This is a genomic window from Bhargavaea sp. CC-171006 (assembly GCF_009761675.1).
GTDB classification, from domain to species: domain Bacteria; phylum Bacillota; class Bacilli; order Bacillales_A; family Planococcaceae; genus Bhargavaea; species Bhargavaea changchunensis.
This window is the reverse complement of the sequence record NZ_QUZH01000014.1, coordinates 138670-155044: the sequence shown is the minus strand read 5'-3', so window position 1 is coordinate 155044 and position 16375 is coordinate 138670. Positions and strand designations below refer to the sequence as shown.

The following is a 16375-nucleotide window of genomic DNA, read 5'->3' as shown; positions in this document are numbered from 1 at the left end:
CGGACCGGACACATCGAATGATATGGACGATGACAACGTTTTCATGATACGATTCTTTTAAGAATAGTCTTTCTATTGTGATAAAGGGGGAGAGAGAATGAGAGAAGTCGTAATCGTGGAAGGCGTGCGCACGGCAGTCGGCCGGCGCAAGGGCGCGCTTTCCGGGACCCGTCCGGATGAGCTGGCGGCGGTTGTGTTGGATGAAGTGGTGAAACGTGCGGGTGTCGGGAAGGAACAGGTGGAAGATGTGATCCTCGGCTGCGTGACGCAGTCAGGCGAACAGGGCGGCAACATCGCCAGGACCTCGGCTCTGATTGCCGGATTCCCGATCGAGGTGCCGGGTGTCACGATCGACCGCCAGTGCGGGTCGAGCCAGCAGGCGGTTCACTTTGGCTCCCAGGCGATTGCCGCGGGAGACATGGATATCGTCATTGCGGGCGGCGTCGAAAGCATGACGCGTGAGCCGATGTTCTCGAATGTCGGAGACGCCAGGCCGAGCGAAAAGCTGACGTCGCAGTACGAAATCATCAACCAGGGCCTGTCCGCGGAACGCATCGCGGAAAAGTGGGGAATGAGCCGTACTGAACTTGATGAATACAGCGCGAAAAGCCATGAGCGCGCGTTAGCGGCAATCGGAGAAGGCCGGTTCAAAGATGAGATTGTTTCCGTGGAGACAGCGGACGGCACTGTGTTCGACACGGATGAAGGTCCACGCGAGGGCTCGACACCAGATGTGCTCGGAGGGCTCAAGACCGTATTCAAGGAAGACGGCGTCATCACGGCGGGCAACGCCAGCCAGATGAGCGACGGCGCATCCGCGGTATTACTCATGTCCCGAGAAAAGGCTGACGAGCTCGGACTCAAGCCGAAGGCCAGGATCGTCGCGCGTTCCGTTGTCGGATCCGATCCGACACTGATGCTGACGGGACCGATCGCAGCGACGGAGAAAGTATTGAAGAAAGCAGGACTGGAGATCAGGGACATGGATACGTATGAGGTGAATGAAGCATTCGCTCCTGTTCCGCTTGCATGGCTCAAGGAAACCGGTGCAGATCCGGAAAAGCTGAACGTTGACGGCGGTGCCATCGCACTCGGCCACCCGCTCGGCGCCACGGGAACAAAACTGCTCGTCACACTCATGAACCGCCTGGAGCGCACTAACGGAAGATACGGACTGCTCGCCATCTGCGAGGGTATGGGCATGGCCAACGCCACGGTGATTGAGCGGTTGGATTAAGTCATCACTAATATTACCGAATGAGCATTCAGTCAGATTGGGGGAATTGAGATGGACATGAAGAACGTAAAGGCGATTGTCACCGGCGGGGCATCGGGCCTCGGCGGCGCGACTGCAAAACGGATCGTCGATGCAGGCGGCAAAGTCGCGATTTTTGATCTGAACGAAGAAAAAGGTGCCGCGTACGCGGCTGAACTGGGTAAGGGCAGCGCCTTCTTTTATCAGACGGATGTTGCCGACGGGGAAGGCGTCTCGGCAAACGTGGCGGCGGCAAAAGAAGCGATGGGCGGACTCAACACCGTTGTCAACTGCGCCGGCATCGGCACGCCGGGCAAGCTGATCGGCAGAAAAGGCGTCCATCCGCTGGAGCAGTTCGAGCAGGTGATCCGCGTCAACCTGACCGGCACGTTCAACGTGATCCGCCTCGCAGCGGACGCCATGACGGACAATGAACAGGGAGAGGACGGCGAACGAGGCGTCATCATCAATACCGCTTCCGTTGCAGCTTTTGAAGGGCAGATCGGCCAGGTCGCCTACAGCGCATCGAAGGGTGGCGTCGCGGGTATGACGCTCCCGATCGCCCGCGAACTTGCGGCATACGGCATCCGCGTCATCACGATTGCCCCCGGGCTGATCAATACGCCGATGTTCGACGGCCTGCCGGACAGCGCCCGCACGGCATTGGAGCAGACCGTTCCGTTCCCGAAACGTCTCGGCCAGCCGGAAGAATATGCTCAGCTTGTCGAATCCATCGTGACAAACCGCATGCTGAACGGCACCGTCATCCGCCTGGACGGCGCCATCCGGATGCAGCCGAAGTAAAGGGGAGCGGGATTGGTAGGAGCGGACGCGAAATTGGGTGTTGCGGTCACGAAATCTCGAGTTGCCGGCGCGAATCCGGTTGCCGGCGCGAATTGACGAGTTGCCGGCGCGAAACCGGCAGTTGCCGCCGTGAAATTCGGTGCTGCCGCCGCGAATCCAATCCGCCGCCCGAACCCGCCATACACAAAGAAGGGAGTGGTCGCCATGCCGCGTTACCGCTGGGAGACCGAAGAGCATGATCTGTTCCGGGAAACGCTCCGGAAATTTCTCGAAAAAGAAGCCGTGCCGCATTATGAACAATGGGAAGAGGACCGGCTGATTCCGAAATCGTTTTGGAAAAAGCTCGGGGAGATGGGGTTCCTCTGCCCGCAGGTGGAGGAAAAGTACGGCGGACTGGGACTTGATTTCAGTTTCGGTGTCGTGATTGAAGAGGAGATGGAGCGTGTCGGTGCCGGACTCACCGGTGTCGGGCTGCACAATGACATCGTCGTGCCATACATCGAATCGTACGCAACCGATGAGCAGAAAAAGCGTTTCCTTCCGGGCTGTGTGACGGGTGATGTTATTACAGCGATTGCAATGACCGAGCCCGGGACCGGATCGGACCTTGCCAACATCAAGACGACCGCGATCAAAGACGGCGACCATTATGTCGTGAACGGCCAGAAGACGTTCATCACGAACGGGATCAATACGAACCTGGCGCTGGTTGCGGTCAAGACTGACCCGAAAGTGGAGCCGAAACACCGCGGTGTAAGCCTGCTATTGATTGAAGAGGGAACACCAGGATTTACGAAGGGCCGCAAGCTCGACAAGGTCGGCATGTATTCACAGGATACGGCGGAGCTTTATTTTGAGGACTGCCGTGTCCCCGCTTCTAATCTGATCGGCGAAGAGGGCAAGGGCTTCCATTACATGATGGAAAAGCTTCAGCAGGAGCGGCTCACGGTGGCGATCGGCGCCCAGACCGCGATGGAGGATATGCTCGAAATCACCATCGACTATGTAAAGTCCCGTGAGGCGTTCGGCCGGCCGGTCGCCGCGTTCCAGAACACCCAGTTCAAGCTGGCGGAGCTCGCGACGGAAGCAGAGCTCGGCAAGGCATTCCTCGAGTCGCTGATCGCCGACCATCTTGAAGGCAAAGACATCGTAACGAAGGTGTCGATGGCGAAATACTGGATCACCGAGACCGCACGAAAGGCCGCGGCCGAGTGCATGCAGCTCCACGGCGGCTACGGCTATATGGAAGAATACAAGATCGCCCGCTGGTACCGCGACATTCCGGTCATGTCGATCTACGCCGGCACGAACGAGATCATGAAAACGATCATCGCGAAAAACATGGGGCTGTCGGGAGGAAAGAAGGCATGACCAGTATGAAGGAAAGCAGCAATCGGAATGCCGTTCGCCCTCCCGGCGGCGGATTTCTCGAAGGCATAAAGGTGCTCGACGTCACATATTATCTCCCGGGACCGTATTCGAGTTACCGCCTTGCCGAAATGGGCGCAGACGTCACAAAAGTCGAGCCGCCCGGCGGTGAGCCTGCCCGGCGCCTTGCCGGGGGGCTGATCCACGAAATGAAAAACGCTGGCAAGACGATCCTCGAGCTTGACTTGAAGTCAGATGAAGGCCGCGCATGGATGAAGGACTTGGTCCGGGAAACCGACGTCCTGATCGAATCGTTCCGCCCTGGCACGCTGGAGCGGCTCGGCTTCGGTGAGGACGAGCTGTTCTCGCTGAATCCCGGACTCATCTATTGCTCGATGACCGGCTACGGGCTTGAGGGCGAGTTCGCCAAAGCCGGCAGCCATGACCTCAATTATCTGGCACTGTCCGGTGTGCTGTCGCAGCTTACCGATGAATCCGGCCGGCCGGTCCAGCCGAAAAACACGCTGGCCGACTTTGCCGGCGGGCATTTTGTCGCAGAAGCCGTGCTTGCAGCACTTGTCCGGAAAATGAAGTCCGGGGAAGGCGCCCGCCTGGACGTGTCGATCACCGACGGGCTCACGCACTGGCAGAGTGTCCATAAGGCGTTCGAAGAAGCCGGCCTGTCGGACCGGGGAGTGCCCGATCTTGACGGCTCCCGCGCCCGCTACGCCATCTATCCGACCGCGGATGGCCGATACGTCGCGCTCGGCGCGCTCGAGGACAAGTTCTGGCACGCCTTCTGTGACTTCGCAGGCCATCCGGAGTGGAAAAAGCGCGACGACGTCCATGAAGACGTCGCCCGCTACTTCGGGTCGGAACCGCTCAGCCACTGGCTCGACATCTCGCTCCGGACCGACTTCTGCCTGACTCCGGTTCTGCGTCCGGGCGAAATCGATGAACACCCGCACTGGAAGAAGGGCTGAGCAGGACGTAATCTTCAAACCCGTGGGCCTAATCTTCAAACTCAAGCGTGTAGTCTTCAAACTCAAGCACCTAATCTTCAAACTCACATCCGATAGCCGCCGACCATGCTATGCAGCACCACCCCAACCAGACCTTCACCATCGCCAATCCGCCATAAAAAAGGAGATGGATTCAAATGATGAAGACACCGCTGCTATTGAAGACGTTCGTGGACCGCGCCGAGCGCTACTTCCCGGACAAGGAGATCATTTCAAAGACAGCCACACAGACGCACCGCATTCCGTACCGCGAATTCGCGAAGCGTACCCGGAAGCTCGCTTCTCTCCTGACCGCGCTCGGCATGGAGCGGGGGACGAAGGTCGGGTCATTCGCCTGGAACACGCACCGCCATCTCGAGGCGTACTTCGGTGTGCCGTGCGCAGGGGCGATCCTGCATATGATCAACATCCGGCTGTCGCCGGAGCATATCGTCTATGTCATCAACCATGCGGAAGACGAAATCCTGCTTGTGGATGACGACCTGTTCCCGCTGATCGAAAAACTCGCGCCGCAGCTGAAGACGGTCAAGCACATCATCGTCATGTCCGACTCGGACAAGCTGCCGGACACCGCTCTCGAAAACGTCCATTCCTACGAGGCGCTTATCGCAGAAGCGGCGGACGACTTCGAGTTCCCGGATGACCTGGATGAAAACTCGCCGGCCGGCATGTGCTACACAAGTGCCACGACCGGCAATCCGAAGGGCGTCGTCTATTCGCACCGCGGGCTCGTCCTGCACAGCTACGCGCTGGGACTTGCGGACGGCATGGGGCTGTCGGAGCGCGACATCACCCTGTCAGTCGTCCCGATGTTTCATGCTAATGCATGGGGCCTGCCGTTTGCCGGTGTCTTCTTCGGCATCACACAGGTGCTGCCGGGGCCGGGCGGATTTAACCCGGAAGTCCTGCTCGATCTGATCGAGCAGGAAAAGGTCACACTCACTGCGGGTGTGCCGACCATCTGGCTCGGCGTGCTGAAGACGCTCGAGCAGAAGCCGCGTGACATCAGCTCGCTGCGCGCCATCGTGTGCGGCGGCTCGGCATCGCCGAAGGGCCTGATCAAGGCGTTCGAGGAAAAGTACGGCATCCCGTTCATCGTCGGCTACGGCATGACCGAAACGTCGCCGCTCGTCAGCTTGTCGAACTACACTACTTCGGTGGAAGACCGTTCCACCGAAGAAAAGCTCGACCTCCGCGCTTCGCAGGGCATGACGATCCCGGGCATCGACACCCGCGTCATCAACGAGCAGGGCGAAGTGCCGTGGGATGGCAAGACGATGGGCGAGCTGACCGTCCGCGGCCCGTGGATTGCCAGTGAGTACTATAAGGATGAGCGCACAGAAGACGCCTTCCGCGACGGCTGGCTCTACACCGGTGACATCGCCGTTATGACGCCGGAAGGCTACATCAAGATCACCGACCGGACCAAGGACCTGATCAAGTCCGGCGGCGAATGGATCTCCTCGGTCGACCTCGAGAACGCCCTCATGACGCATAAAGATGTTTTCGAGGCTGCCGTCATCGCTGTCCCGCACGAAAAGTGGCTTGAGCGCCCACTTGCGTGTGTGGTCCTGAAAGACGGCATCGAGCGGAGTGATGAGAAAAAGCAGGAACTCCTCGACTACCTGGAAGGCCAATTCGCCAAATGGTGGGTCCCGGACAACGTCGTCTTCCTGGATGAAATCCCGAAAACATCCGTCGGCAAATTCCTCAAGGCGAAACTGCGGGAGCAGATGGGGCAGACGGTATAAGAAACCATTCATAAATATACAGTTAAAGCCGGGCGATGCCCGGTTTTTCCATTTCTTGAAGGTGCAATCAAATAGAGGAAAATAAGTTTTATTATCTGTAGATTTTGTATTGACCACCTACTCCTATTAACTTATATTTATACATATTCAAATTTCGAAAGTCTTCGACATCTAGGAGTGACACCATGGCCAACATCTCAGAATCCGTCTCACGCAAAAAGCGGTTTAAATTCGAAGTTCCCCATCCGTTTGCCATCTTGTTCGCAGTTATACTGCTGACGGCGCTCAGTACTTATCTGATCCCGGCAGGTGAATATGAGCGGACGACTAACGAAGAGGGGCAGACCCTGGTCGTGGAAGGCTCCTATCAGCAGATTGAGTCCAACCCGGCCGGTTTTATGGATATTTTCAAGGCGATCCATGCCGGTCTCGCAACCAGCGCCGGCATCGTATTTTTTATTTTCATCGTCGGCGGGGCGTTTAACGTCTTCAAGGAAACCAAAGCGATCGAAGGCGCATTCGGCTCCGTCTCCGGCAAGCTCGAGGGCCGGGAGATGCTGATGATTCCGGTGTTCATGATGTTCTTCGCCATCGGGGGCGCGACGATCGGCATGTTCGAAGAGGCGCTGCCGTTTATCCTGATCCTGGTGCCGCTTGCAATGATGATGGGCTTTGACTCCATGACCGGTGCTGCAGTTGTCATGGTCGGAGTCGCCACCGGATTCACCGCTGCGTTCATGAACCCGTTCACGGTCGGTGTTGCACAGGGCATCGCCGAACTCCCGACCTTCTCGGGAATGGTTCCGCGGATCTTCTTCTGGTTCGCCTACGTGACGGTATCGATTCTCTTCGTAATGCGCTACGCTGCCAAGGTGAAGAAGAATCCGGAGCTTAGCGTGACATTTGAAGAAGACAAAAAACGTAATGTGGACAAGGCGGCCGCGCTTGAGATGAAGCTGTCCCGCAGGCAGGGCGTCACGCTTCTGATCCTGCTCGCCACATTCATTGCCCTTGCTTACGGCGTCATCAAGTACGGCTGGTATATCCAAGAGATCTCCGCGCTGTTCGTCATCATGGCGATTGCGATCGGAATCGTGAACCGCATGGGGGTCAACGGGACGACAATGGCGTTCGTCCGCGGATGCGAAGAGCTGCTCGTCGGCGCCCTCGTAGTCGGATTCGCGTATGGTGCCGTCACGCTGCTTGAAAACAGCAGCACGATCGACACGATCCTCTATGGGATCTCCGGCCTCGTTTCGGAGCTTCCGACCGCGCTTGCCGCGGGTGCTATGTTTGTCGTTCAGGCGTTCATGAACCTCATCGTTGCTTCCGGCAGCGGCCAGGCCGCACTGACGATGCCGCTTATGACGCCACTCGGCGACCTGATCGGCGTCAGCCGCCAGACCGTGGTCCTCGCTTTCCAGATGGGTGACGGCATCACGAACATCTTCTCGCCGACAAACGGGCTGCTGTTCGCGGCACTCGCCATGGCCGGTATTTCCCTTACGAAATGGTTCAAGTGGATGGCTCCGCTGTTTGTCATCCAATTCATCATGGCGATCATCATCGTCACGATCGCCCATCTGTTCATCTGGCCGGCTTGATTGGAATACCTGGGGCGGCGTTTGCCGCCCCTTTAAATGATGAGGAGGATAAACATGAATCAAACATTATATGAGCGTTTCAGCCAACTTCAGGAAGAACTCGTCGCGATCCGTCGCGACCTCCATATGCATCCGGAAGTCGGACACACCGAGGAGCGGACACCGGCGTTTGTCGCCGAGTATCTCCGGAACCTCGGCATCGAGGTCCGCACGGGCGTCGGCGGCCGCGGGGTCGTCGGGACACTGAAGGGCGGCAAGCCCGGCAAAACAGTCGCCCTGCGCGCGGACTTTGACGCGCTGCCGATCCAGGACGAAAAGGATGTTCCGTATAAATCGACCGTGCCGGGCGTCATGCACGCCTGCGGCCACGATCTCCATACGGCCACGTTGCTCGGTGTGGCCAAAGTGCTTTCCGAAGTCCGTGATGAACTTACCGGCACGGTCGTCTTTCTCCATCAGCACGCGGAAGAAACGACACCGGGCGGCGCGGACTTCATGATCCAGGATGGCTGCCTGGACGGGGTCGATGTGCTTTACGGAGCACATGTCATGTCCGACCAGCCGCTCGGCACCGTAAGGGTGATGGAAGGCTACGCGTCTTCGGCCCAGGATGATTTTGAGATCACCATTTACGGCAAGGGCGGGCACGGAGCGGCGCCACACACGACGATCGACCCGCTCGTGACCGCAAGCCAGCTCGTCGTTAACTTCCAGCAGATCCTCAGCCGCAGAGTGAATCCGATGCGCTCGGGCGTCATCACCGTAGGCTCGTTCCAGAGCGGTGAGGCCACGAATGTCATTCCGGACAAGGCAGTCCTGAAAGGTACCGTCCGCACCTATGATCCCGAGGTGCGCGACCTGATCGAGGAAGCGATGGAACGTCTGACACGCACTACCTGCGAAGGCAATGGTGCAACTTATGAATTCGGATATGTGCGGGACTGCCCGTCGATCCAGAATGATACAAATGAAACGGCGCGCATCGCCAAGGTGGCGTCGTCCCTCTTCGGCAGCGACCAAGTCCGGTACGGCGAGCCGATGTCCGGCAGCGAGGATTTCGCCTACTACACCCAGCACGTGAAAGCCTCCTATTTCATTATCGGCGGAGGCAATCCGGAAATCGGCGCAGACTACCCGCACCATCATCCGAAGTTCAACGTCGATGAGCGCTCGATCCAATACATCGGCAAAACCTTCATTGGAGCGGTCCTCGATTTTCTTGGGGATACGGCAGAGCAGGAAAATACGGCAATCCATGCATGAGGAATCGGGCTTCGGCCCGATTTTTTCATTTGTGCAAGGTGCATCATGCCTGAAGTGCGCAGCGAGTAAGTTGAAATTAGGATTCATCCGGCAGATTCGTAGAGGCGCAACCGCCGGGCGCAGTGATACAATCACAGAAAAGGGGGGATCGCCATGCCTGCTGATATTTCTGGAAAGGATGCGGTGTCGCGCGCGCTGACTGTCTATAATGATGGCTTTGCGCTGGTCAAGGAAACGAGGAAGCTGCCGGAGTTCCCGGCGGACGGGGTGCTGCGTTATCTGGATGTGGCGCAGCGGATCGAGACGGAGTCGATCCTCGTCGAGGGTCTGGACATCCGGGAGATGAACTATGAATACGATCTCGTGGACAAGAATAAATTGCTGGAGAAGTATATCGGGCGGGAGCTCACCATCGTCGATCCGGAATCCGGCAAGCGTTCGCGCTACCGGCTTTTGAGTGTCGCGAATGGCATGGTCGTCGAAGACCTGGAAACGGGCGAGATTGTCCTCGATCCGAAAGGACAGGTCCGCCTGCCGGAGCTGCCGGGCGGCCTGATTTTGACTCCTGCCCTTGTCTGGCATGCGTCGCGGACCACGTCAGATGAAGTCCGGGTAAGCTACCTGACACAGGGGATGTCGTGGGAGACGGATTACGTCATTGCGCTCCCTGCGGAAACAGACGGCAAGGAGACATTCAGCCTGACCGGCTGGATGACGCTCCGGAACGAGTCGGGGATGACGTATGAGGATGCGGTATTGCGGGTGCTGGCAGGGGAGGTCCACCGCGCGGAAGAACCGGACCGGTTCATCCTATACAGTGCAGTCGAGGAAAGGGGCATGCCGGAACACGAATCATTTGCCGACTACCATCTCTATACGATCCCGGGAACAGTCACCATCAAGGACCGCCAGCAAAAGCAGGTCCGGCTGATCGGCGCAGAGGGGGCGGCGGGACGCACCATTTATGAAATCGGACCGTACGACCGCAACCCGGCAATCTACTTTGAGTTCGGCAACACCGAAGCGGCCGGCCTCGGCTTCCCGCTGCCGCAGGGCACCGTGAAGTTCTACCGGAACAACCGGACAGACGGCACGGCGGAGTTTGTCGGTGAAGACCGGATCGGGCATACCGCCAAGGGGGAGCGCGTCAGGCTCCAGCTCGGGCAGGCCTTCGACATCACCGTGGATTCCGGTCTCACATCGTCGCGGAAAGAAGGACGCTATGATCTGGAATCCTATATGTATGCCATCCGCAATGCGAAGGACGTTCCCGTGACGGTCATCATCCGGCACCCGGTCCATGAGCGCCACTGGGACATTGCAGAGTCTGACCACCCGGCGGAGCGGGAGTTCGGTGACGTCCTGATCCCCGTCACGGTTCCCGCGGGCAAAGAGGAGACCGTCCGTTTTACGCTCCGGATCGACCGGTCGATCACGATTGCCGGGGAAGAGGAATAAAAGGGAACCTTCAATGGGCCTTTGCGTCTTTATGAACTCCGGGAGTGCGTCCCGCCCCTGCCAGCAGGCCGTCCGGCGGGAGCGGCGTACGGCACGTCTTCCCAAAAACGGGGTTCTCTAGTAAACTGACTTAAGGCAAAAATTTGGAGGAAACAGATGGGAAATTGGATTACCGACATCATGGAACAGTTCGGGTATGCCGGAGTATTCGTTCTAATTATGGTGGAAAATGTATTCCCGCCGATTCCGTCCGAGGTGATCCTGACGTTTGGCGGGTTCATGACGACGGCCAGCTCGCTCACGAAAATCGGGGTGATCGCGGCATCGACGGCGGGATCCGTCGCAGGCGCCATCATTCTGTACTACATCGGGCGGCTTCTGGATGTGGAGCGGCTCGGGAAAATCGTGGACCGCTGGGGCCGGGTGCTCCGCCTGACGCGTGAAGATATCCATAAAGCGGATGCGTGGTTCGACAAATACGGACCGTGGACGGTGTTTTTCTGCCGCCTCGTCCCGCTGATCCGGAGCCTGATTTCGCTTCCTGCGGGGATGTCGAATATGAACATTTGGCTGTTCCTCCTCCTCACAACGCTCGGAAGTCTGATCTGGAACACCGTTCTCGTATCACTCGGAGCGGCCGTGGGAGACAACTGGGAAAGCATCGTTCATTACATGGACATTTACTCGAACATCGCTTATGCATTGATCGCCGTCCTGGGGATTGCTGCAATCATCTGGTACATCAACTTCAGAAGAAAGCGGGCTTAATAAAGTATGGATTGGTTTGACCTGTTAAAAGCCATTATTCTGGGGTTTGTCGAAGGGATGACGGAGTTTGCGCCGGTTTCCTCGACGGGCCACCTGATCATTGTCGACGACATGTGGTTAAAAACGGAAGAGTTCCTCGGGAAGTATCCGGCGAACACGTTCAAGATCGTCATCCAGCTCGGCTCGATCCTGGCTGTCGTCATCGTATTCTGGAAGCGCCTGTTCAGCCTGATCGGGCTGTACCAGGTGGAAACGCGTGAGGGCGGAGGCACCGGATTCAACCTGATGCACGTCATCATCGGCATGCTGCCGGCGGTCGTGCTCGGTTTTGCCTTCAAGGACTTTATCGATGACCATCTGTTCGGCGTCGAAACCGTCATCTGGGCGCTTGTCGCGGGGGCGATCCTCATGATCGCGGCCGACAAGTTCGGTCCAAAGACCCCGCGTGTCACGTCGCTTGACCAGCTGACGTACAAGCAGGCCTTCTCGATCGGCCTTGTCCAGTGCCTCTCGCTCTGGCCCGGCTTCTCGCGCTCCGGCGCAACCATCTCCGGAGGTGTCCTGTTCGGCCTCAGCCACAAAACGGCCGCCGATTTCACCTTCATCATGGCGGTTCCGATCATGGCCGGCGCGAGTCTCGTCTCCGTCGTCAAGAACATGGACATGATGTCGATGGACTATCTGTCCTTCTACGTGGTAGGCTTCATCAGCGCGTTCCTGTTCTCGCTCCTGTCGATCAAGTTCTTCCTGAAACTCATCGACCGCATCAAACTCACCCCATTCGCCATCTACCGCATCGTACTCGCTGCGTTGCTGGCGTGGATTGTGTGGATGTAACGGATTAAAAACCCCGCCCAACGGCGGGGTTTTTTAGTATCCATAAGGATAGCCGAATGGAGGATATCCATACGGAGGATACACATACGGAGGATAATAGAATGGCGGGTAGAAGAATGGATACCCCGGATAAAATCCTCTGCCTGGTCTATAGCGGCGGTAGTAATCACGATCCCGATAATCACGACGCCTGTAATCTTCCCGGTGATACCTGGTCATTTGTCACTCTCCTTTTTCACCGTAACCTATTCAAAGCCGGCAGGAGGGCATGGGCGTTTGCCCAGGCACGCACTGACCCGGTTAGGCGGTGGTTCTTGTGAGCGTAAGGCTGGTATCGAGACATTCAGGCGGCGAATCGAGACATTCATGGGAGGTATTGAGACATTCAGGAGCGGTATTGGGACATTCACGAGCAGTATCGAGACATTCACGACTCAAAGAGGTCGAGTTGGTGGTAGTCGATTTCATAATAAGTTGATCGGGCCTTCCCGTCTCTCATGAGTGGGAGCCGATTAAGCACACGTACCCCGGTTCTCCTTGAGCACTGAAATATCATACAGAATTGTTTTACCGTAATCGTTTTGCTGCGCAGCAGAAACCAGGTCAACAAGGTTTTTACATATGGATCGATCATATTCAGTTCACACGGGCGGCACGACCAGGTCATTTCAGAAGTCTTATCAAGAAGGTAGCCGCAATCGCATCTGGGTCCCCAGTCAAACTTCTCCGGATCAAATCCATACTTTCCGAACAGTGGAAACGGAATGTACGGCGAATGACTCGAGCGGATTGTGTTGGCCAGCATTTCCACTTCACGGCGGCTCATCACCGGATCGAATTGCAGGGATTGCGCAATGAATCTGCGCAGCTCGCGGAGTTTGATGACCGGGAGTCCTTGTGGAATGGTTTCAATGATCGGGTTGGTCGTGAAGACGACAGAGCCGCCTACCGGGATGGAGAATCCGCGCATCAAGAGCCAGGTTTCCAGGCTTGCCCGCTGGTCCTCGAACTGGGCGGCAGGACAGTCCATGGACTGAATGATTTTATTGTCCTCAACTTTCTCAAGTTGCGCAGGATTTCGGACAAAGCGTAAGCGGCCGGCAATTTGTTTGGTTTCGAAAATCAGGGCGATGGCAGGCGTCAGCACAAGTGTATCAATTTGGATGGTTACACCCGGTATGATCTGCAGTCTGATATCTGACAGCACCATACTGTCGTTCGGTAGTCCTGAAGAGCGGACCACTTCTAATACCCGCTCCTCGCCCGCCAATCCGGCGCGGCGATTTTTCTGTTGCAGCTTCAGCTCATTTCGCTTCGGATTCCAGTCGGGTAACATCTCCAACAGCCGTTCATGTCCATACACGATCCAGGATGTCGTTGTGATTTCCTCCACCCTCCCGTCGGATTTCCACCCACCATACCATGGAAGTTTGAAGCTGGAAAGAGACCGCAAAACCGCTAAGCACCGAGGGGTTGTCCGTTTTTCAATTATGCAATCTCAAGCAGTTCAAAATTCAATTTTGCCCCTGTAAAATGAGTGGTTGGACCTATGCATTCCAGCGCGCCAACCTATTTCGACCTACGAAACACTTCGCCGCTTCATTCCATCGCATTACACAGCGTCCACTCCGTTTGGCATCCCTTTTCCCAACGATTCGACAGCGTCCTATACCTATATGACTGAATATTAAAACAGTCATTGAGCAACCCCATAAACCTTGCTATGCTTGCGTTGAACATACTGAAGGGGAGTGGAGATAGATGAAGAAGTGGGTTGGCGTGACGGCGGCAATCGCCATGGCAGCAGGAATCGCCCTGCCGGCAGCACCGGGGGATGCGCTGGCGAAGGAAGAGTCGCACCATGAGTTTTCGATCAAGGGCTTCACAGATTACGAGGAGTTGACGAAAGCACTGCAGCAGATCGAGAAGACGAGCAAGGGGCTGGTGTCCGTGGATGTGGCGGGCCAGTCGAACCAGGGACGTGACATCTACACGGTGCGCGTGGGCTCCGGTGACAAAGTCGTTCTGATCCAGAGCGAAATCCACGGAAACGAGAAGACAGGCACAGATGCAATCCTGAATCTCCTGAAGACGGTATCCGGCAGCTCGCCATACGCACAGCAGCTTCGTGAAGAAATCACGTTCGTCTTCATGCCGATGATGAACCCGGATGCGTCGGAAGGGGACAAGCGCCGCAATACGATGACGTGGGCTGAAGTGGTCGAGGATTTCCCGCAGCTCAGCGATGCACAGCCATCCTGGAACTACCTGGACGACCGCATCCAGCAGGAATATGACTACAGCAAAAATCCGGGCTTTGACGTGAACCGTGACTTCAACCCGGACCTCGAATATGTGCCGCAGCCGGAGGACTTCCCGGGAAGCTCGAGCGATCCGGGCTGGTTCATCACGCCGGAATCGCAGACATCCCGTGATGTGTACAAATCGCTCGTCGGGGAGTTCGGCAAGGTTGATGTCTTTATCGATCTTCATCATCAGGGGGTCTACTACGTGGAAGGCACATCCGACGAAGTGACACTGTCGCTGTCCGCACAGTTTGTTCCGGATCCGTCTAGCCCTGAAGGCTCGGATTATGCGCAGTACGCGGATAAGTACAACTATGACTTCTCGCGCCAGCTAAACGTTGCTGCCTACGACGCGCTTCAGGCCAAGGGCAATTCGATCTTCAACAACATCACGCTTTACTCGCAGGGGCTTGACCTACCGGGAACGGCACTTGGTTCTTACGCCCTGAACGGTAGCGGCACCGTCCTGTTCGAAGTGACCGGCCAGACGCAGTCGTTCGGCCAGAAAAAGCGCGGCCAGCTTGTGAAGGCAGTTGAAACCGGCCTTCTCGGCATCGTGAATGCGGTCGCAGACGACTCTGTACATGACCTTAATCCGGAAGATTACGAAGACATCCCGCTGACAGCTTACCGCCCGGCGGAATAAACCGAGTTGAGAGAAGCCCGGAAGTTACCGGGCTTCTCTTTTCATTCAGACCGGCCAACCGGAGAGGAAATAAGCCCCATCTTTTCTTCCCAAAAGTGTTGGTAAAGACCCACTGGACAGGCATGGAAACCCTTCCATTGCCATATGGAAGCGGTTACTTTTGGGGTGTACGATAGAGTCAGATAATCGAAAAGGGAGTGGGGACATGAAGAAGATGATGATCTCTTTGGCTGCCGCGGGGGCGCTCATGTTGAGTGCGGCACCGTTGCAGGCGGACGCAGTAGGGAACGGACCGAATTACGGGGGAAATGAAACGATCAACACGTCCATTCTCCATACGTACAGCGAGCTGGCGTCGTACCTGCAGAAGCAGGAGGCCAAGCAGCAGGACATGGAGCTCGAGGTGATCGGCCAGTCGGTCAAGGGCCGCGACCTGTACCTCGTGAAGTACATGAAGAACCCGGAAAACCCGACGATCCTTTTCCTGACGCAACAGCACGGCAACGAGCAGCTGACGACGGAAGGTGCGCTTGAGTTCATCAAGCACCTCGGCACGGGCAAGATGAAGGGCGTGACGGACAACGTCAACATCCTCATCGTGCCGATGCTGAATCCGGACGGGGCAATGGGGGATGTCGACTTTTCGCTGGATGACTATGTCGCTTCCGGTGACCGCCACCTGACGCGCTACAATGCGCTCGGCGTCGACCTGAACCGTGACCACGTCACGAAGATCCAGCCGGAAACACAGGCGCTGCACAACAATGTCATGTCGAAGTATGACATCGATTATATGATCGACCTTCATCATCAGGGTGCGCGGAGTGAGCGGGACGGTGAACTCGTATCCGGTTCGATCCTCTATCCGACAACACCAAACGTGGACCCTGAGGTGCTCGAGGGCTCGAAGAAGCTGGGAGCGGTCGTCTTTGACGCAGTCGACTCCACGGGCTGGGGCCACCTCGGCAAGTATGTCGGCGGTACAGCGGAAACCATCTCCCGTAATGGCATCGCGGTCGAATATGGCATCTCCACACTTCTTTTTGAAATGCGCGGCATGTCCGATCACGAATACGAGCCGTACGTCCTCGGTCAGAAGAGCAATGGCTACCTGATCAAGCAGACAATCAAGACACTCGATTCGACAGTCAGGGCGATTGCCGACGGCTCAATTGAAACCAAGGATACGTCGTTCTGGGACACGCTCGCTGAGCAGACGACCCGTCAATCCGAAGAAGACGAATAAGAGGAAGCCCCTGCCGGAGCGGCAGGGGTTTTTGCGTGCGTACGGAA

13 protein-coding genes are annotated in these 16375 nt (G+C 56.9%); 12 read left to right on the top strand and 1 reads right to left on the bottom strand.

The features are described from left to right. The first annotated feature begins 97 nt into the window (after positions 1 to 97). The 10 genes from DZC51_RS06680 to DZC51_RS06635 all read left to right on the top strand — a co-directional run bounded on the left by DZC51_RS06680 (position 98) and on the right by DZC51_RS06635 (position 12130). A complete protein-coding gene (locus DZC51_RS06680; RefSeq protein WP_157294599.1) occupies positions 98 to 1237 on the top strand; it encodes a thiolase family protein in 1140 nt (379 codons plus the stop codon). Between the two features lie 51 nt (positions 1238 to 1288). Beyond that, on the top strand, positions 1289 to 2059 hold the full coding sequence (locus tag DZC51_RS06675) for a 3-hydroxyacyl-CoA dehydrogenase (protein WP_157294598.1): 771 nt from the start codon (positions 1289 to 1291) through the stop codon (positions 2057 to 2059). 204 nt (positions 2060 to 2263) lie between these two features. Further along, entirely contained in the window at positions 2264 to 3430 is a 1167-nt protein-coding gene (locus DZC51_RS06670) for an acyl-CoA dehydrogenase family protein (protein WP_157294597.1), read from the top strand. Beyond that, positions 3427 to 4410 (top strand): CaiB/BaiF CoA transferase family protein, encoded by a 984-nt coding sequence (locus DZC51_RS06665; RefSeq protein WP_157294596.1) that lies wholly within the window; start codon positions 3427 to 3429, stop codon positions 4408 to 4410. Before DZC51_RS06670 ends, DZC51_RS06665 begins: the two co-directional genes overlap by 4 nt. 176 nt (positions 4411 to 4586) lie before the next feature. Beyond that, positions 4587 to 6200: a long-chain fatty acid--CoA ligase gene (locus DZC51_RS06660; protein ID WP_157294595.1), complete on the top strand. Its 1614-nt coding sequence runs from the start codon at positions 4587 to 4589 to the stop codon at positions 6198 to 6200. Positions 6201 to 6385: 185 nt separating this feature from the next. Further along, positions 6386 to 7804: a YfcC family protein gene (locus DZC51_RS06655; protein WP_157294594.1), complete on the top strand. Its 1419-nt coding sequence runs from the start codon at positions 6386 to 6388 to the stop codon at positions 7802 to 7804. Between the two features lie 54 nt (positions 7805 to 7858). Further along, entirely contained in the window at positions 7859 to 9067 is a 1209-nt protein-coding gene (locus tag DZC51_RS06650; RefSeq protein WP_157294593.1) for a M20 metallopeptidase family protein, read from the top strand. Positions 9068 to 9220: 153 nt separating this feature from the next. Continuing rightward, the gene (locus DZC51_RS06645; protein WP_157294592.1) at positions 9221 to 10525 is read left to right on the top strand and encodes a DUF4139 domain-containing protein; all 1305 of its coding nucleotides are present in this window, start codon (positions 9221 to 9223) and stop codon (positions 10523 to 10525) included. A gap of 156 nt (positions 10526 to 10681) precedes the next feature. Then, on the top strand, positions 10682 to 11293 hold the full coding sequence (locus tag DZC51_RS06640; protein ID WP_157294591.1) for a DedA family protein: 612 nt from the start codon (positions 10682 to 10684) through the stop codon (positions 11291 to 11293). Between the two features lie 6 nt (positions 11294 to 11299). Continuing rightward, positions 11300 to 12130: an undecaprenyl-diphosphate phosphatase gene (locus DZC51_RS06635; RefSeq protein ID WP_157294590.1), complete on the top strand. Its 831-nt coding sequence runs from the start codon at positions 11300 to 11302 to the stop codon at positions 12128 to 12130. A 427-nt stretch (positions 12131 to 12557) separates the two neighbouring features. On the opposite strand, the gene DZC51_RS06630 is transcribed toward DZC51_RS06635, so the two are convergent. Continuing rightward, the gene (locus DZC51_RS06630) at positions 12558 to 13523 is read right to left on the bottom strand and encodes a nuclease-related domain-containing protein (protein WP_157294589.1); all 966 of its coding nucleotides are present in this window, start codon (positions 13521 to 13523) and stop codon (positions 12558 to 12560) included. Positions 13524 to 13891: 368 nt separating this feature from the next. On the opposite strand from DZC51_RS06630, the gene DZC51_RS06625 reads away from it, so the two are divergent. Together DZC51_RS06625 and DZC51_RS06620 are read left to right on the top strand one after the other, a co-directional pair. Then, positions 13892 to 15082 carry a M14 family zinc carboxypeptidase gene (locus tag DZC51_RS06625; protein WP_157294588.1) on the top strand — a complete coding sequence of 397 codons (1191 nt, stop codon included), beginning with the start codon at positions 13892 to 13894 and terminating at the stop codon, positions 15080 to 15082. Positions 15083 to 15287: 205 nt separating this feature from the next. Beyond that, on the top strand, positions 15288 to 16328 hold the full coding sequence (locus tag DZC51_RS06620) for a M14 family zinc carboxypeptidase (RefSeq protein WP_157294587.1): 1041 nt from the start codon (positions 15288 to 15290) through the stop codon (positions 16326 to 16328). Positions 16329 to 16375: the final 47 nt, after the last annotated feature.